The following is a 19,277-nucleotide window of genomic DNA, read 5'->3' on the forward strand; positions in this document are numbered from 1 at the left end:
AGCCCCAAAAAAACAATAACCTTAGCATGGATTCACCAGACTAAGGTTTGTTCAATATGATATTCATGGCTAGCATTTCAGCCGTATTCCGGCTATTTCACGGCGCCTGCCGTAATTCCGCTGGCAATCTGCTTCTGGAAGAACATATACATAACCAGTACAGGAACGATCGTGATAAGTAGTCCTGCAAAGAGTGGACCCCATTCCGTACGGTACTGCATCTGTGCCTGCATCATAGCGATGCCGACAGGCAGCGTGTAGTGTACAGGATCATTCACCAGTATGGTTCCGATGATATATTCATTCCATATATTCAGAACATTGACGATGCCGACGGTAATCAGTCCAGGCTGGGAAAGAGGGAGCATAACTCTGAAAAATATTCCGTAGTATGATGCACCATCAATAGAAGCCGCTTCTTCCAATTCCTTAGGCAAGCTCTTGAAAAAACCAACCAATACGAAGATACCAAAGGCGATCAGGGTGGATGCATATACCAGAATCAGGCCAAAGGAAGAGTTCGTCAGGTGCATGGAATTTAACAAGAAGAATAAAGGAATCAATGCCAAGCTGAAAGGAATCATCATGGAAGAAATATAAAGCAGGAAGAGCGCAGAGCTTCCTTTAAAAGGATAGCGTGCCAAAACATATGCGGTTGAGGCTGCCAAAAACAATCCTAGCAGAGTCGAACCAAGGGTAACGACAACCGAATTCGTGAAGTACGTACCGAAGCTGAATTCACTCCACACATAAGTAAAGTTACTCCAGAGCAGCGGGAAGTCCGGCAGCGACCATGGCATTTTCCGGAAAAATTGATCGTTGTTCTTAAGGGCATCCAGCAGCGTCCAAAGAAGCGGATAAATAACGGAAATTCCCCATATCACTAGAATGGCATAGAATATGATTTTGATAATCGGGTTTGAAACGCCTGATTTCATAATTGGTTCCTCCTGGGCATTTGGAAATCAGCTGACCTCAATAGTTTCCTGATGCATTAATTTTTGCATGATAACGGTTGTAATGAGTGAAGCGATCAATATCAATACGCCGATGGCCGCACCATAACCGAAGTGGTACTGGCTAAACGCCATTTGATATAAGTAGGAACCCATGACCTGTGTCGAATTGTCGGGTCCGCCATTTGTCATAATTAAAACGATGACAAAGGATCCGTTTAGCGTTGTCATCATAATATTCAAAATAGATACTTTCATTTGCTCCCAGATCAGCGGCAGGGTGATGTAACGGAACTGTGTCCATTGACCTGCGCCTTCCAGACCCGATGCCTCATAATAGGATTCCGGAATGCTTTGAATCGCCGCGATCAGGAGAATCATATAAAAGCCGATCCCGGCCCAGATGGCCGGTGGCAGCAGCATCCAAATCGTATGATTCGTGAAGCCGAGCCAAGTAATGTCTACCTTATCCTTCGTGAACAAGGAGAGGAAAGAATTCAAAAATCCGATCTGCGGGTTATAAATGAAGTTCCAAAGTACGCCGATAACGACAACGGAAATAACATTCGGAATAAAAAAGATGGACCGAAAAAAATTCGAAAGCTTAAAGCGAAACCGGGTCAATGCTACAGCAAAAAAGGTTGCCAGAATCATAATGCCGATAATTTTCCCAATGACGAGGAAGTAATCATTGCCCATCGCGTTCCATACAATGGGGTCGTGAATCATTTCTTTAAAGTTGTCCAAACCGATAAACGTTTTATTATCCGACGATCCGGACCAGTCAAACAAGGAATAATACATCGCCTGTGCAACGGGATATATCGTAAACACGCAGAAGAACAGAAACGTAGGAAGTATGAAGGTTGCGATAAACAGGTTACGCTGCCACTTGGTTGTTCCCAATTTCATCCGGTTAAACCTGCCTTTCCAAAATAATTTAAGGAGGATGACCGAAGAGTATATCCTCGTCATCCTCCGTCTCTATCGTCTGTAGCTATTTATGATTATTTAGCTGCTTTTTTTGCTACTTCTACTACACGTTCAACCCATTGTTCCGGGGTGATTTTGCTGATAGTCAAAGCGTCGGTAGCATCTTGCATTGCTTTATCAACGTCGGCGTTGAACGTGATGGCAGGTACAACGACAGTGTTAGCATCGGTCAGGTATTTAGCTGCGTCTTTAACATGGCTAGGCGCGTTGGAAGCACTGATATCGCCTTTGATGTTGGAAGGAGCGCCGCTAAGCTCTGCCCATTGGGAAGCTTGAGCTTTGGAGAATACGAATTGTAAGAATGCTTTTGCTGCATCTTTGTTTTTCGCATTTTTCGCAATAGCTACGTTAGCTGTGGAAGTGTTCGCAACGACTTTACCGCCGGCATCTTGAGTAACCGAAGGAATGAAGCCGAAGGAGAACCCGCCAGGAATGTCTTTAGCCATTTCGTTTGGCAGCCAGAGGCCGTTTGGAATGAAAGCGTCTTTATGCTGCAGGAACAGCATTTGGGAATCCGTATGGTTGATTTGGATGGAAGCTTTGTCAATGAATCCTTTATCGCGAAGCTCCACGATTTTTTTCAATGCTGTCAGTACGGCTGGTTGTTGGAACGCTTCGACCTTAGAAGCAGCCATATCTTGAAGGATTGAAATATCGTTGTTATTAGCAGAAACGATAGCCGGATACAAAATAGCACCGTTGATGTAATAAGGATATTTACCCGTATGGATGAAAGGTGTCGTTCCGGCAGCTTTGATCTTATCGCTCACAGCCAGGAAGGACTGCCAGTCGGTTGGCTCTTCCCATCCTTTTTCTTGAAAGAGTGCCTTATCCCAAAATACGCCCCAAGAGTTCAGTACGAGAGGGATATCATACACTTTACCGTCAAACTCCTGAGCAGGTTGTGCCAGAATATCTGTGATTTTCTCACCATCGATATTTTTGGCATCCTTCAGCCAGTCGGTCAGATCTTCGAGCTGTCCGTCTTCAACCATTTGGCGGTCGTTCAAGTTAGGTCCGTCGATGTATACGAAATCCGGCGGATTGCCTCCAACCCAGCGGGGCTTCATTTGATCGTTGATTTTAGGGCCGCCGCTTTCTTTGATCTTCAGATCCGGGTTTGCAGCTTGGAAATCAGCGATGACTTTCTTCCACCATTTGTCACCGTAACCGCCAACAAAGTACTGGATTTCAAAGTCGCCTGTCAGTTTCTTCGCGCCGTCGTCTGTTGCTGTTTTGGTTCCTTCATCCGTTGTTTTAGCCGGTTCTTCCGATTTTGCGGGTTCCGGTTGTTTGGTAGCTTCGTCTTTGGAACTTCCGCAGCCTGCAAGTGGAGCTACGGCCAGTAAAGCCGCAATACCCAGCGCAGCCAATTTTGTTTTTGACACCATAAAGGCTAACCTCCCTTAGATAATGTTCAACGCTATATTTGTCTACTGTCTTGAATTACAGCGCCTACATTTATCATAGTGAGATGGGACGTGCGGCTCCATCGAAATTCTTCCACGAATTCTTTGTTATTTTCTTTTCTCGAAAATTTTCCGTATAAATCTACCCATAGCTTATTCGGGACAATCCAAAATAGAAGGGGTACTGAAAAAAGCTCGTAAGAACACGAAAAAAGAGCAGGACGTTTGTCCGGCTCTTTTAGAGATTTCATAAAGAATGCAGCGTATGAAGAACGCGTCGATAGATGCTTTTTTTACTGCCGATGATGGCTTTTAATCTCCTGTTGCTCCTCTTCGGCAAACTTCTGAAGCTGATCCAGCGCCTGTTGGGGCGAAACATGATCATGGAGAACCGCATCTCCCATTTTCCGTGCCGTATCCATCACGGCTTGCCATTCGGGCTGTTGGATTGGATAGTAGCTCGCGCTTCGCAAAGCGGCCAAATCTGCCTTCATGTCCACGTTGGCTGATCCCAAACGCTCGCCCGTAAGCTGAGTTACAGGCAAGAAGCCTTCTTGCTGGATAATTTCCTCATAGATCGGGCTGGAGTACAAATAGTCCAGAAATTTGGAAAGAGCCTGCTTGTTCGTATGATCGGTTTTGAAGGAAACCAACGTGTCTTGGACACCAAAATTAATCGGCTTGACCCCATCCTTTACGGGGATCGGTCCTTTATCGTATTCTAAATCCGGAAACTCACGGGGAACAACCAAATTGAAATAATTGCCCGATATCATCATCCCAAGCTTCCCGTCACCAAGCACGCGCTGCTTCTCATCCCGGGTGGTCACTGTTGGATCGGAATCGGTTAAGCCTTGAACATACATGTCCCTTAGGAAAGTCAGTCCTTCCACATTTTCAGGTGAATTGATGGTCCACTTCCCGTCCTTGATCCAGCCGCCGCCCGCGCCGAGGAAAAAGTATGAGAGATAGGCCTGGATTTCATTGTCGGTCAAATCCACCCCAAAGCCACGGGCCTTGCCGGTCTTTTTGATTTTGCCGGCATCCACTTTAAGCTCGGACCATGTTTTTGGAGATGAGGCAATGCCCGCTTCACGGAAGAGTTCCTTATTGTAATACAGCTTTCGGGTCGAAGACACGTAAGGAATGGCGTATTGCTTTCCGTTCCAGTTATCGAGCTTCATCAAATCCGGGTAGAACTTTTTCTTCAGCTCGGGTGAGATGATATCATCCATGTCATTCAGCAGACCGTCATTGGCAAAATGAGTGTATACATTCGTATTGAGGAGGTCCGGCGGCTGATTTTTGCTGATCATGGTGGTATAGATGATATCGAGAATATCCCAGTTCGCAACCTGAAGGTTAATGACAATATCCGGATTTTTAAGCATGAAGTCCTGTACCAGATTTTCGAGCAGCGGTCTGGTTTGCGAGCTGTATTCCGATGCCACGAAGTTAATAAGCGCCGGCGGATCCTCCTTTGGCTTCACGGTTTGCTTAGCTTGATCCGTGCTGGAGCAGGAGAGGAGCAGCGGTGGTATGACCAAGAGGGAGAAGGATAACTTTGCCAGGCTGGTTAGCAGGCGGATGTTCATCTTGCTCTCACACCTTTCTTTTAGGATCAATAGATGATGATGGTTATTTATCGATAAAAGGGAATAACAGCTTTTGATTTTCCTGAGAATACATATTTTCTTTCGTGACAACGATCGAGTTCGTGTAGGTTACCGGCTTGACCTTTTTGCCGTCCAGTAGATCGAGCACGGTCTGTACACCCAAATAACCGATGTTGAATGGCTGCTGCACAATGGTTGCATTCATCGTCTCTTCCTCCAGCAGGCGGATCTCATATACGGAGGTATCGAAGCCGATGAGCTTGACAAGACCGGTCTTATTGGCATCTTTAATGGCCTTGGCCGCTCCAAGTGCCGCCGATTCGTTCAGGGCGATAATCGCGTTCAGATCACTATGATCTTTCATAATCATTTTGGCAATCAGATAGGCGCGTTCCTCTGAATCGGAGCAGTAATAAGTTCCGTATACGCTTTCAGAATAGGGAAGAAGAGCCTTATGGACACCTTTCTCCCTTTCCTTGGACACACCTGAAGTGACGAAATCACTGATAATGACCGATTTAGGATGGTTTTCGGTCTGCTCTAGCGTCACTTTGCCTGCCTGCATGCCTGCAGCAATATGGTCATTAGAAACTATGGCCGGGGTGGAGTCCAGACTAACCGGTGTATCAATGATGACCAGCGGTATTTTGGCCTCTTGAATCTTATTTAATTCCGTTGTGACCCGGTCATCATTGATCGGTGCGATCACCACAGCCTGCGGTTTTTGCTCCAGAACATCTTCCAGAAGTCTGATTTGTGCTTCGATATCGGTTTCCTGCAGCGGGCCGGTAATCGTAATTTCTGCTCCGGATACCTTGGCAGCCGCTTCGGCCCCGGCACTTACGGTCTGCCAAAAATCCGAACGGATATTATGCTCCTTAAGGATCACCGTGATATTGCGTTCCTGCTCCGGAGTCGGGATAAACAGCTTGAAGTACAAAATGATATACACAACAGATGCAATAAAAATGATGGTCATGAGTAGAGTGGCACGTTGTATTCGCATAGGCTGCTACTCCTTTATTTTCGGAATGGTGATGGTCACAGTCGTACCTTCTTCCGGCTCGCTCTGGATTTGAATACCATACATGCTGCCAAAGAACAGCTTGACCCGCTCGTTCACGTTACCAATTCCGATTCCGCTTGTCGTCTTCGTTCTGTGCTCTTTGTCATGTACCGTCCAGATGCCTTCCAGCTGCTCCGGAGTCATGCCCATGCCATCATCCTCAACTTCGAAAATGATGACCTGATCGTTCTCGCGCCCGCGGATCGTAATTTTACCCGGTTCCGGCTTATTGCGCACGCCATGGTAAATCGCGTTTTCCACAAATGGCTGCAGAAGGATTTTCAGGGTCTTGTAATGCATAATATCTTCAGAAATATCGATCTCGTATTCAAGCTGCTCGTCATACCTGATTTTCTGAATCAAAAGATAGTTGGTGATATGCTCCACTTCCACCCGGATGGGCACAAGCTCCTTATCCTTGGTAATGCTTGCCCGGAAAAGCTTTGCCAAAGCAGAAGTCATCAGTACGACTTCCTCATTCTTTTTCTGTTCGCCCATCCAGATGATTGAGTCGAGTGTATTATACAGGAAATGGGGATTGATCTGAGATTGGAGGAGCATAAGCTCGCTTTTTCTTTTGCTTTCCTGATTGTTGATGATCTCCTGCATCAAATTCTTGATCTGCGCGAGCATCAAATTGAAGGAACGCCCGAGCTGGCCGATTTCGTTAATGGGTTCAATATTGGTCCGGACATCGAAATTGCCTCGTTCAACCTTCTTCATATCACGCTGCAAGATCCGCAAAGGCTTGGACATGCGGTACGATAGGAACAGTGATAATAAAAGTGAAAAAAGGATACCGATAATGGCATACATTACAATCGAGTTACGGATCGTGCCTTCATTGGCAATCAAGTCTTCCGTATAAGCGACGCCAACAATTTTCCAGCCGAAATTCGTGTCTTGGACAGAATAAATGCGTTTGCCCTTATCATCATCGACGGTAAAAGAGGTGCCGCTCTTGGCCGCAGCCGCCTCTGAAATCTGTTCAGACCGTAAATTACTGTATATTAGCTGCTGCTGCGGATGATATACAATATTGCCGTTGTTGTCGACGATAAAGACATAACCCTTTTTGCCCATGTTAATCTGGTTGCAGATGTCGTTGATGATGCTGAGGTTCAAATCGACGAGAAAGATACCTTCACCACGGATCCCGTCCGTGCTTTTCAGCTCCCGGCTCAGGGATACGACCCAGCGGTACTCATTTTGGATAATGTTCTGGACATGCGGAGGAGAAATGACCGATTGGCCGCCCTTGCTCTTCGCTTCCTTGTACCAGGTCTGCTCTTCGAGCTTAGTGTACGGATTGAGGAGGGTGATCCTTCGATCCGAAACGGAAAAGCCGTTATAACCGAAAACCATAATAGCCGAGATATCCTTGCGCGAGTAGAGGATGGCCTGGAATAAGTCCGAGATCCGTTTCTCGTAAGGCCTGCGGTCGCTTTTGCTGATAAAGCTGTTGTTTGAAATATAATATTTGACGTCTTTGTTGGTCATCGCCAGAATACTGATATTTTCCATGTTGTCGATATAGGATTGAATATTGGAATTAACCTGCTTGATAATTTCCTGCACGTAGCTTTGGGAATTTGTTTCAACCGCATCAACGGATAAATGATAGCTGTTCAAACTGATAACCATGACCGTAACCAGAATAAGACAGGAGAACGTGAAAAAAATGCTCGACTGAATGCTCTTGAACGGCAGAAAGGGAATGAAGGAGTCTCGCTTTTTATATTTGGACATCAGGCTCAGATCTCCTTGGAGTGCCGGTCGCGGTATTCCCTTGGCGTCATGCCGGCATGCTTTTTGAACAGGATGCTGAAGTAATTCGGGTCCCCGTAGCCGACCTTCCCGGCAATTTCGTAAAACTTCATGGTTGTGTGTTGGAGCATTTCCTTAGCCTTCTCCATCCGAATCCGGGTCAGATATTCGACAAAGGTTTCGCCGGTATGCTGCTTGAACACCAGACTGAAATAGCTGGTACTCATCAACACATGGCGGCACAGATCCTGCAGCGACATTTTTTCTTCAGCATAATGGGTCTCGATATATTCAACCGCTTTGCGGATTTGTGTCAGGGTATAGTGGTTGCGGTTATCCGCGATGGATGTCATGACGGAGGAGACCGTCTCTTCAAGCCAAACTTCAATTTCGTCCAAAGTCTTGTATTTATACACATCAGTCAGGTGGATCTGGCGGCTGCCCTCAAGACCCAGCTCCTGTGTCGTATTCATCAATGAAAGGATCACCTTCTGAATATGCAAAAGACAGGAGTCGAGCGGTACCATGCTTTCTTTAAGATCCGCCACAAATTCATGAATGAGCTGATGAACCTCCTGGACGGAGCCAGTCTTGACTACGGAGGCCAATTGCCGGTCCCAATCGCGCCGGGAATGGTTCTCAAATGCCGGCTTTCCTTCAAAATCCAAAATGCTGAGCACGCGGTTTTTGCCAAGCAAAAAACGGTAGTCCAGCGCAGAAAGGGCGCTTCGATATGAAAGAGGAAGCTCCTCAGCCGACCTGCAGGCTTGCCCGACGCCGATACTGACGGTGAATTTTAAAAATTTATCGATATAAAACCGGGCTTCTTCAGCAATATGATAGGCTTGCTCGTAGAGAGCGCTTTCCTCTGTCTCACCGGAGAATACCAAAACCAGCCGTTCCTCACGTGTCCGAAAAAGCAGCAAATTTTCACGGATGGCTATTTCCTCCAAAACATTAAATGCCGCGTAGCGGAGAATTTCGGTATCATGTCCGGTATCGGTCCGGATGGTGCGCGTGCCGAAATCATCGATATCTGCCACCATCACGAGCTGAAGCGGAGAAAGCGGGGCAAGACCGAAATATTGAAACCGTTCATCGATCTCTGAAGTCCTGAGGCCATTCACGACAAGCCGCTCCAAAAAGCGCTCCTTAAGCAGTGGAAGGCTTTGTTTCAGCTGATGGTACAGACGGCTTAAGTCCTCATGCTGCTGGGCTACCTCGTCCATTTCGCGCTTGACCTTATGCAGTAAATCTCTCATTTCATGAGCCGTAATCGGTTTCAAAATGAAATCGGACACCTTGAGCCGGATGGCCTGCTGTGCATATTCAAACTCATCAAAGCCGGTAAGAATAATCATCTTCACATATGGATATTTCCTCGACACGGCGGAAGCCAGCTCCAGCCCGTCCATAAACGGCATGGAAATGTCGGATATGATCACATCAGGTACCGTATGCTCCATCATCTCAAGTGCCTCGCGGCCGTTGGCATAGTCTCCGATGAGCTCAAAGCCATGCTCCTGCCAGTTAATCGTTCTTTTTAACCCATCCCGGACAACCGCTTCATCATCGACGATAAAAACCTTATACATCGGTGTCCCCCCTTGTCTATTTGCGATTTCGTAAGGCTTCATATGGAATAATTATACTTTAAAAGGAGATTTGTGAATACTGGATTTCTCAGGTACATCCCGCTTGCATTTTCGATTTTGACAGGATATCGGCACTATGATTTAATATGTGAATATGTGATCAATGCACAAATACTGAATACAGGAGGTGAACATCATGACAACCATTAAAGATGTGGCGAAGCTTGCGAATGTATCGACTACTGTCGTATCCAAAGCATTAAACGGGTATACCGATGTAAGTGAAGAGACAAGGAAGAAAGTGCTGAGGGCCGTTGAGGAGCTGAATTATTCTCCGAATATGCTGGCCAAAAACCTGAAGCAAAAGGTAACAAAATCCATTGCACTTATATTCTCGAATTTTGAGTATTCCAACGGCAAAGACGGCGTTTTGTTCAAGATGATGACGGGGATCTTTGAGGCGGCGTCACATTACAATTATGAAGTATTGCTCTACACCCGCAGCTTGTCTGAACAGCAGGATAAATCCTACTGGCAGTTCTGCAAAGAGCATAAGGTATCAGGAGCCGTCATTACCGGGTTAAAGACGACAGATCCGTATTTTCTGGAAATCGTGGACAGCAATTTTCCTTGCGTCGTTATTGATGCGGATATTACCGGGACACATACTGGCTCCATAATGACCGATAACGTTGAAGCGGCAAAATGCGCTGTAAAGCATTTGGTCAACCATGGTCACCGCCATATCGGTATGGTGAACGGACACAACTATGCAGTTGTAAGTAAGGAACGTCAGGAAGGCTACCGCCAAGCATTGGAGCAAAGTGGCATAGCTTACGATCCGTCTCTTGTCGTGAATGGTGATTATACCGAGGAATATGCTTATGAATTGACTGAAACCTATCTGCAGGCCCATCCGGAGATGACGGCTGTTTTTTTTGCCAGTGATTTGATGGCGATCGGATTTATGAGCAGGTGCCGCGAACTTAATATTCATGTTCCTGAGAAACTGTCTATCGTCGGCTTCGATGACATCGTTTTATCCAGCTACACAACTCCAAGGCTCACAACCATTCATCAGGATTTTCAACACATGGCTTTTATGGCTTTCGAGCAGGTCATTCGTATTCTTGAAAAGAAGGAAGCAGGGCGGCATCAGAAAATTTCATTTCAACTGGTTGACAGGGAATCTGTGGCGATGCTATAATCTCACCGGAAGCGCTTTCAGAATGAGTGAATATTTTTTTAAGGAGTTCGAAATCGATTTCGACTCAATGGGATCAAGGCTTTAGACACAGACAGGAGTTGAGACACATGCTTAGCTACAATGCCATACAGAGGTCCGAAATGGAGCAGTGGAGCTTTACGGAGACGGAATTTAATTCACTGGCTCAAGGCAAATGTGAATCGGTCATGTCCCTTGGCAATGGATATATGGGCCTTCGTTCGGCAACAGAGGAAGCCTATATAGGGGCAACCCGGAATTTGTTCGTGAACGGAACGTTCAACAGATTTGATGAACTGGAGGTGACGGAGCTTCCGAATGCAGCAGATGTGACGCAGGTGGAGCTGTTCATTGACGGGCAGCGGTTCTCCCTGGAGACCGGAAATGTTACCGATTATAACCGCACACTGAATCTGCGTGATGCCGAGCTGACCCGTGCCTTCGTATGGAGGAGTGATGAGGGGAAGAGAATCCAATTTGAGTTCAGGCGTTTTGTCTCAAAGCATGATCTTCATCTGATCGGAATAAAGCTTCAGGTCACACCGCTGGATGAAGGCATAACGCTCCGCCTGGCATCTGGTATTAACGCACAGATGAGCAATTCGGGCAGCCAGCATTTTCATGAAGGCGAAAAGCGCATATTTAACAAAAAATATCTCCAGCTGGTTCAGACGACGACGGAATCCAAGGTTGATTTTGTTCTAAGTGCCCTGCATCAGTTCTGGATTGACGGATGTCATGTTGATCTGGAGCCGCAAATGGAGATTGAACGCCGCAAGATGGAAATGGCGTACACCATGGAGCTGAAGGCCGGGCAGACACTTGAGATGCATAAACTGGTCCAGGTTCATACCAGCCGCGACTCGGATTCCCATGCATCTGCAAATCTCGAAAGTCTTCGCAGCTGTTCACTGGAAGCGCTTAAGCAGGCAGAAGCAGCGGGCTATGACAGGTTGTTCGAACAGCATCAGCAGGAATGGGCGGCAATATGGGACAGATACAGCTTTGAGATTGATTCCGCCAACCGCTTTGATTTGCTGGCCCTCAGATTCGCCATTTATCATTTGATGGTGATGACTCCCGTACATGATCACCGCATGGGAATCGGAGCCAAGGGGCTCAGCGGCGAAGGATATAAAGGGCATTCCTTCTGGGACACCGAGATCTTTATCCTTCCATTCTTTATTTATAGTGAGCCCAAGATTGCAAGATCGCTGCTGGAATACAGATATCTTGGTCTTGAGGGTGCGAGAAGGAAGGCAAAGGAGAACGGATTTGAAGGAGCGATGTATCCTTGGGAAGTGGCCTGGCCAAGCGATGGAGAAGTGACACCGGTATGGGGTGCTGTAGATATCGTTACAGGTAAACAGACCAAGATATGGTCAGGTTTTATCGAGCAGCATATCACATCTGATATTGCGTATGCAGTATGGCATTACTATCAGGCTAGCGGGGATCAGAGTTTCATGGATGAATGCGGTTACGAGATGATCTTCGATACGGCTACCTTCTGGGCCAGCCGTTTGGAATGGAATGAAGAGGCTTCCAGATATGAGATCAACGAGGTTATCGGTCCGGATGAATACAAGGAGCATGTGGACAACAATGCGTTTACAAATTATATGGCGCATTTTAATATGCAGCTTGCGCTCCACTATTATGATGAGCTGAAGACCCGCAATCCAGAGCTGCTTAGTCGCTTGGATACCATACTCAATCTGGCACATTCCTCACAGGAATGGAAGGAGAAGGCGGATGCCATTTACCTCCCGAAGCCGGATGAACGGGGAATCATTGCTCAGGATGATACCTATCTGCAGAAGCAGCTTCTTGATCTGGCACCGTATAAATCGCAGAGCAAGGTCGGATCGTTATTTCAGGACTACAGTCTTGATCAGGTTAATGAAATGCAGGTATCCAAGCAGGCTGACATTCTGATGTTGTTTTATCTTCTGGAGAACCGGTTCGCACCGGAGCTGAAGCGGGCGAATTATAATTATTACGAACCCAAAACGCTGCATGATTCCTCATTATCCTTTTCAACACACAGTATTCTGGCAAGTGATTTCGATGATAAAAGATTGGCATACGAGCTTTTCCGCAGGGCTACCGAAATCGATTTGGGACCGCATGAGCACTCATCAGATGCTGGCGTTCATGCCGCTTCGCTCGGCGGGATTTGGCAATGCGTTGTTATGGGATTTGCCGGTGTCCGAATGCTGGATGGAGAGCTTCACTTTCATCCGAGAATGCCTGAATCATGGCATCGACTCGCCTTCCCACTGTATTGGAAGGGATCAAAGCTGGAGTGTATCATCACGAAGGATCAACTAGAGATCAAGACCGATTGCACAGACGAAGTACACCTTGTCATCTATGGAAAAAAAATGAGTTTTACCGGGCAGCTGCAATTTGAAATGATACACATTTAATTATCATTCAGGGAGGTCAATTTTTATGAAAAAATGGTCTGCAGGTCTCGCATTTATTCTAATGTTCAGCGTGGTGCTGAGCGCATGTTCATCCGGTACTTCCAAAGAAACCGGCTCTGGCAAGGAAGAAAAAAGTGATGGGGGTACCGATAAAGTCGTTGAACTGAAATTCACGACTTGGGGAGAGCTCACAGCCGATTCAGTAGAGAAAAAGCTGGCTGACCAATTCAATGACTCCCATCCCAATATCAAGGTTACCTTTGAGCCGGTACCAGGTGATGGTTACGGAACAAAGCTGACAACATCACTCGCAGCAGGTCAGGCACCTGATGTCTTCCTGATCGGCGAAGGTGATTACTTCAAATATGTGGATAAGGGCGTTGTCGAGCCATTAGACGATTACTTGAAATCAGACAGTTCATTCAAGACGGATATCTTCCAGCCCGATCTGATTAATATGGGCAAGATTAATGATAAGCTCTACTATTTGCCAAAAGACTTTAACCCGCTTGCTCTCTGGTATAACAAGCGGATGTTCGATGAGGCGAAAATTCCTTATCCAGATGCCAAATGGACTTGGGATGATATGATCAGCGCGGCGAAGAAGCTGACCAAGAAGGACGATAAAGGCAAGGTTAAGGAATTCGGCTTCAATGCGACGAAATGGGAATATCCAATCTATATTTATCTGTGGCTGAACGGTACGGATATCGGTAATGAGGATGGAACGAAAGCGGAAGGCTTCATGAACAGTGACAAAACGGTTGCAGCGATGGAGAAATATGTGGCGTTGTCAAAGGGAGATGACCGCGTATCTCCAACTCCGCAGGATACCGAGACGCTTGGTGGAGATTCCTCCATGTTCATGACGGATAAGCTGGCCATGATGGTTACGGGACGCTGGGTTAAGGGTGATCTCGATAAGTCGGATGTACAATACGGATCAGCTCTCATTCCTACAGGCGAGGGAGGCGACCGCGCCAGCATTATCGCAGCAGCCGGCTGGGCTATGAATGCCAACGGCAAGCATAAGAAGGAAGCTTTTGAGCTGATGAAATGGTTGTCCGGCACCGAAGCACAGAAGGCCCGTTCCGAAAAAGGTCAAGTGCTGCCTGCTACCGTTGCTGAGCTTGATCAGGTGAAGAGCAAGGAAGTCGTCGACAAACCTGTCATCGAAATGATGGATTATGCGAAAAAACCGATCTCCATGCGTTCAGCCAATGCTCCAATCTTCACAGAAGAATTCAATAAAGCGATTGAAAAAGTACTGCTCGATAAATCCACGGTCAAGGATGCATTGGATGAAGCGGCTAAAACAGTAGATAGCAAAATTAAGAAATAGGGCGGCAGGGTGAGGCGGTGGTAAAACCGTTTCACCCTTTGCGCTACTTTGGATGAGGCGGTCCGTTTCTGGACCGTTCCTGCATCTGTACAGTCAAGGAGGTCTCCATGCGAAATCCACGATCAGAGAGAGCTGGCTACTTATTCATTCTTCCTTGGTTTCTCGGATTATTAATTTTTACACTAGGACCAATGCTGTTTTCTCTTGTACTCTCCTTCAGCAAGTGGGACATCATCACGGGGATTGGCTCCATCGAGTTTGTAGGACTGGATAATTTCAAAGCGATTTTTCACGACGAGCTATTCTATCAATCGCTTAAAGTCACGTTTATCTTTGCACTGGTGTCGGTGCCGCTGTATCAAGTAGTTTCTATTTTGATTGCACTGCTGCTTAATATGCGCACGCGGGGTATGAAAATTTTCAGAATGATTTATTTTATGCCTTCCGTTATCCCAGCCGTGGCCGTTTCCATGATGTGGATCATGATCTTTAATCCGGAGTACGGCATCTTGAACCGTGCGCTGGAATGGTTCGGCATCGACGGGCCTGCATGGCTTCAGGATCCAAGCTACGCGCTTGGGGCATTAATCGTTATGGGAATTTGGGGCGTAGGCAATACCATTATCATATATTTGTCCGGTCTCCAAGGCGTTCCGGATGAGCTGTATGAGGCTGCTCAGCTCGACGGTGCGGGTCCGATCCGGCGATTTATGAGCGTAACTGTGCCAATGATTTCGCCGACAATCTTTTTCAACCTCATCATGGGGATTATCGGCGGGTTTCAATACTTTACGCAGGCCTTTGTTATGACCAACGGCGGGCCGCTGAATTCAACTCTCTTTTATAACCTGTATTTGTACAACAAGGCGTTCGTGAGCTATGAAATGGGTTATGCTTCGGCATTATCCTGGATATTGTTCGCTATCATCATGATCTTCACCCTCATTGTCATCCGCAGCTCTTCCATGTGGGTCTACTACAATGGCGATGATGAACGAGATTAAGGAGGGGAAACGCTATGCATACCATACATCATAAGTGGAGTCTGGCACGGATCATAACACTTCTTCTATTGATTACGGGGGCCGCGATTGTTCTTGTTCCACTGCTCTGGACGGTGTCTACCTCGCTGAAATCACCTGCGGAAGTGTTTCAGGAATCATTCATTCCGAAGGTATGGCACTGGGATAACTATAAAAATGCGGTTACAGCCGTTCCATTTTTTCTGTTCCTGAAAAATACACTGTTGATCCTCATTCCGGTCATGATCGGAACGGTGTTCTCTTCAGCGCTGTGCGGTTACGGTTTTGCTCGTTTCAAATTTAGAGGAAAGAAGTTTTTGTTCCTGGTCCTGCTTGCGACAATGATGCTGCCGGGACAGGTCACCATGATCCCGATGTTTATCATGTTCAAGGAAGTTGGCTGGGTGGATACCTTCTTACCGCTGATCATACCGGCGTTCTTTGGTGGAGGGGCATTTAACATCTTCCTGATCCGTCAGTTTATGCGCGGCATTCCTAAGGACCTCGACGAAGCGGCATTCATGGATGGGGCATCCCGATGGAGCATCTTCACACGGATAATGCTGCCGCTGAGCAAGCCTCCGCTGATTGCGGTCTCCATCTTTACCTTTATGGGAGTGTGGAATGACTTCCAGGGGCCGCTCATTTATCTGAATACGAATACAAAGTATACACTTGCACTCGGATTATCCATGTTCAAGGGCTTGTACAATGTGGAATGGAATATGCTGATGGCGGCAACGGTGCTGATTATGCTCCCGGCCATTATCGTATTTTTCTTCCTGCAGAAATACTTTATTGAAGGTATTTCCTTGTCGTCAGCCATGAAGGGATAGGCTGTGAAATGATTACGGAGAGAAGAGGGGAATATGATGAAGCAGGTGAGCAGCAGACATCCGTTTCCGGTTTATTTAACGTCAGGAGAATATATCAAAACCATCGGGACGCAGGATGGATATTTCCCGGATTTCGGGCATCATCTTGCAGGAGAAATGGGCGGTATTTGGCTTCATCCGATCAAGCTGCTGGACGGCTTCTGGCTTCGGGTAAAAGATAAAAAACGTGATATTTCCGTATGGACGAAAGCCGATGAATTCATTAATTACGCGTGGGGCAGTGAATTCCGCTACGACCATGGCCTTGGACATATACCGATCTCGATCAAACGAACCCAGTTCGCACCGGAGCTTGAAAAGGGCATGGTCGTGCGCTACGAGCTTCATAATTATTCGGATCAGCCTACGGAGCTTGAGCTTGAACTGCTTTGCCGAACCGATCTTCGGCCAGTATGGTTTTCGGAAGAAATCGGAATTCAGGACGGGCAGAAGGACAGCTTCGTAGAGGTATCCGATTGGTCTGGTATGGCTAAGGACAGCGGAAATGACTGGTACGTTATGGTTGGAGCAGATATGCCTGACGTTACGGGGCAGCAGCTGAACTCGGGGGATGATCTGATTGGACCGGAATGGACAGCAGGCAAAGGAACGGGGCTTTCGATCACATCAGAGATAACACTTGCACCAGGTACGGTGTACACATTTTATGTTTATATTGCCGGATCTTATACCTCAAGGGATGATTGTGAAGCCACGTATGCCCGTTTGCAGAGCCATGAACAGTTGTTCGCCGAAAAGATGGAGAAATACGAGCAAGTTGACTCGATGTCCCATTTTGAGGTGGAGGGAAAGAGTCGGCTCAATGATATTTTCAGTTGGGTAAAATGGAACACCCAGTGGCTCGTACAGCGTGTGGACTTTATTGGGAGGGGATTGACCGCAGGTTCACCACATTATCCATGGTGGTTTGGCTGTGACAACTCTTATTCCATTCAAGGGCTGATGGCTATCGGGGATTTCCAGCTTGCGAAGGATACCGTGGATATTCTGCGCAGGATGTCCTGGGAAACCAACGGCAACGGGAGAATTGTCCATGAAATTACGACGATGGGTGCGGTAGCGAATCCTGGAAACACGCAAGAAACGGCTCATTTTATTGCCATGATCTGGGATATGTTCTGCTGGAACGGAGATATCGCCTTTTTACAGGAAAATTACCAGATTTGCGTCAAAGGTTTTGACTGGCTGCTTCAAGAAATGGATCCAGACCAGGATTTATTCCCTTCGGGCTACGGCATCATCGAAATCTCCGGACTTAACATGGAGTTGATTGACTCCGCAGTATATACGGCACAAGCAGCAGGGGCATTATCTCAAATGAGCCGGACGCTCGGGGATACAGGGAATGCTGATGAATATGAAGCACTCGCAAACCGGATGAAAACAGCAATCAACGATATGTACTGGATAGAAGGCGAAAGCCTGTTCGCTGATGCGGTCGCTCCGAAAAAGGATATCATTCCGAAGGTGGATCACCTGGTCCGTATCGCTGAAAAGCATGGTATTTCCGGATACCGTGAGTATTTGGAAGGGCTGCTCGGCGGTCATGAAGATGAGAATGCTGACCGCGGCTGGCTTCTCAACAAAAACTGGGTCATCGTGACTCCGATGGAAACGGGAATTGCTGACAAAGAGAAGGGAAGACGTGCTCTGGAGCGGATGCGCACCAGTGAGTTTATCGGAGATTACGGCACGTATTTATCCGGGTTATACCGGAATGAGATCATGACGATCTCAACAGGAGTGCATGCCGCCGCGGAGGCAGCTTATGGCAATGCGGATGCAGCTCTGGATTTGCTGCAGCGGATGATGGGCACATTCTCCAAGGCTTTGCCAGGTTCCATGAACGAAATGTCACCGGACTATGGCTGTGCAGTGCAGGCTTGGACGGTGTACGCGATGGCTGTTCCGCTCATTCGTCATTTCGTAGGGATCAAGCCGATGGCACATATGCGTACGCTGCATATAGCACCGCTGATCCCAACGGAATGGGAAGGCAAAAAAATCACGTTAAAACATATGCGGATCGGAGACGCCACGGTTGATGTTATGCTGCTAAGTAATCAGGGAACATTACGGGCGGATATTATCAATTCATCCGGATATAAGATTGTTCTGGAGTGGAATGGTCAAACTTATATATCGGAAGAGAAGCAGCTGTCGATTACACTGTAAAACCTAGAAGTTGGATAGTCAAGCAAGGAGGCATAATAATGAAATTACAGGCTGTATTATTCGATCTGGATGGAGTCATTACCGACACGGCAAAATATCATTTTACAGCATGGAGGCAGATGGCGGAGCGGATTGGAATAGAGATTGACAGTGATTTTAATGAGTCGCTTAAAGGCATTGAGCGCATGCAGTCACTGGAGCGGATCTTGATTCACGGGCAGCAGGAGCAGAAGTATTCACAAGCTGAGAAGGAAGGCCTTGCCCAGGTGAAAAATGAGGAGTATGTATCTCTTTTGGCAAACCTTACGCCTGAAGATACCTACCCGGGGATTAAGGAGCTTCTTCAAGAACTGCAGGAGAACAAGGTTTGCGCAGTGATTGCGTCAGCCAGTAAAAATGCACCGCTGATTCTGGAGGCACTCAAGCTGAATACTTATTTTCATTCCATTGTAGATCCAAGCGGAGTTCCCGGCAAACCCAAACCGGATATCTTCTTGAAGGGTGCAGAGCAGGCAGGAGCCGAACCGTCATTTTGCATCGGGGTTGAGGATTCCCAGGCTGGCATTGAGGCTATCAAAACAGCCGGCATGTATGCGGTGGGAATTGGCGATGACAGAATTCTCAGACCGTCCGGGGCCGATATCGTATTTGAATCCACAGAGGAGCTTACTCTTCAGCGGCTGCTCGCTGCAGCCCATATGATCTAGAGCCATCAAGAAAAGGCAGCCCAAGACATTTGACTTGGGACTGCCTTTTTGTTTTCTCTATCTAACCTCCGTAGGA

14 protein-coding genes are annotated in these 19,277 nt (G+C 47.0%); 7 read left to right on the plus strand and 7 right to left on the minus strand.

The window, feature by feature from the left end; translation table 11 throughout:
• Window positions 1-92: 92 nt before the first annotated feature.
• The 7 genes from KJS65_RS00680 to KJS65_RS00710 all read right to left on the minus strand — a co-directional run bounded on the left by KJS65_RS00680 (window position 93) and on the right by KJS65_RS00710 (window position 9,402).
• Window positions 93-938, minus strand: coding sequence for a carbohydrate ABC transporter permease (locus tag KJS65_RS00680; protein WP_213648144.1), 846 nt, complete (start codon window positions 936-938; stop codon window positions 93-95).
• Between the two features lie 27 nt (window positions 939-965).
• Complete coding sequence (locus tag KJS65_RS00685; protein ID WP_213648145.1) at window positions 966-1,868, minus strand: carbohydrate ABC transporter permease; 903 nt, start codon at window positions 1,866-1,868, stop codon at window positions 966-968.
• Between the two features lie 95 nt (window positions 1,869-1,963).
• A complete protein-coding gene (locus tag KJS65_RS00690) occupies window positions 1,964-3,340 on the minus strand; it encodes an ABC transporter substrate-binding protein (protein ID WP_213648146.1) in 1,377 nt (458 codons plus the stop codon).
• 311 nt (window positions 3,341-3,651) lie between these two features.
• Window positions 3,652-4,953 (minus strand): extracellular solute-binding protein, encoded by a 1,302-nt coding sequence (locus KJS65_RS00695; protein WP_213648147.1) that lies wholly within the window; start codon window positions 4,951-4,953, stop codon window positions 3,652-3,654.
• Between the two features lie 43 nt (window positions 4,954-4,996).
• The gene (locus KJS65_RS00700) at window positions 4,997-5,980 is read right to left on the minus strand and encodes a substrate-binding domain-containing protein (RefSeq protein WP_213648148.1); all 984 of its coding nucleotides are present in this window, start codon (window positions 5,978-5,980) and stop codon (window positions 4,997-4,999) included.
• A gap of 6 nt (window positions 5,981-5,986) precedes the next feature.
• Entirely contained in the window at window positions 5,987-7,789 is a 1,803-nt protein-coding gene (locus tag KJS65_RS00705) for a cache domain-containing sensor histidine kinase (RefSeq protein ID WP_213648149.1), read from the minus strand.
• Window positions 7,790-7,794: 5 nt separating this feature from the next.
• Window positions 7,795-9,402: a response regulator transcription factor gene (locus tag KJS65_RS00710; protein ID WP_213648150.1), complete on the minus strand. Its 1,608-nt coding sequence runs from the start codon at window positions 9,400-9,402 to the stop codon at window positions 7,795-7,797.
• Between the two features lie 196 nt (window positions 9,403-9,598).
• On the opposite strand from KJS65_RS00710, the gene KJS65_RS00715 reads away from it, so the two are divergent.
• From KJS65_RS00715 to pgmB, 7 genes are all read left to right on the plus strand, one after another.
• Window positions 9,599-10,609, plus strand: coding sequence for a LacI family DNA-binding transcriptional regulator (locus KJS65_RS00715; protein WP_213648151.1), 1,011 nt, complete (start codon window positions 9,599-9,601; stop codon window positions 10,607-10,609).
• A gap of 107 nt (window positions 10,610-10,716) precedes the next feature.
• Window positions 10,717-13,059, plus strand: a complete 2,343-nt coding sequence (locus KJS65_RS00720; protein ID WP_213648152.1) for a glycoside hydrolase family 65 protein — start codon at window positions 10,717-10,719, stop codon at window positions 13,057-13,059.
• Between the two features lie 25 nt (window positions 13,060-13,084).
• Window positions 13,085-14,401 (plus strand): ABC transporter substrate-binding protein, encoded by a 1,317-nt coding sequence (locus KJS65_RS00725; protein WP_213648153.1) that lies wholly within the window; start codon window positions 13,085-13,087, stop codon window positions 14,399-14,401.
• 107 nt (window positions 14,402-14,508) lie between these two features.
• Window positions 14,509-15,405 (plus strand): carbohydrate ABC transporter permease, encoded by an 897-nt coding sequence (locus KJS65_RS00730; RefSeq protein WP_213648154.1) that lies wholly within the window; start codon window positions 14,509-14,511, stop codon window positions 15,403-15,405.
• Between the two features lie 14 nt (window positions 15,406-15,419).
• On the plus strand, window positions 15,420-16,259 hold the full coding sequence (locus KJS65_RS00735) for a carbohydrate ABC transporter permease (protein ID WP_213648155.1): 840 nt from the start codon (window positions 15,420-15,422) through the stop codon (window positions 16,257-16,259).
• Window positions 16,260-16,292: 33 nt separating this feature from the next.
• Window positions 16,293-18,494, plus strand: a complete 2,202-nt coding sequence (locus KJS65_RS00740; RefSeq protein WP_244864342.1) for an alpha-L-rhamnosidase-related protein — start codon at window positions 16,293-16,295, stop codon at window positions 18,492-18,494.
• A 38-nt stretch (window positions 18,495-18,532) separates the two neighbouring features.
• A complete protein-coding gene (gene pgmB, locus KJS65_RS00745) occupies window positions 18,533-19,201 on the plus strand; it encodes a beta-phosphoglucomutase (RefSeq protein ID WP_213648156.1) in 669 nt (222 codons plus the stop codon).
• Window positions 19,202-19,277 lie beyond the last annotated feature (76 nt).

This window comes from Paenibacillus sp. J23TS9 (assembly GCF_018403225.1).
Lineage (GTDB): Bacteria > Bacillota > Bacilli > Paenibacillales > Paenibacillaceae > Paenibacillus_AQ.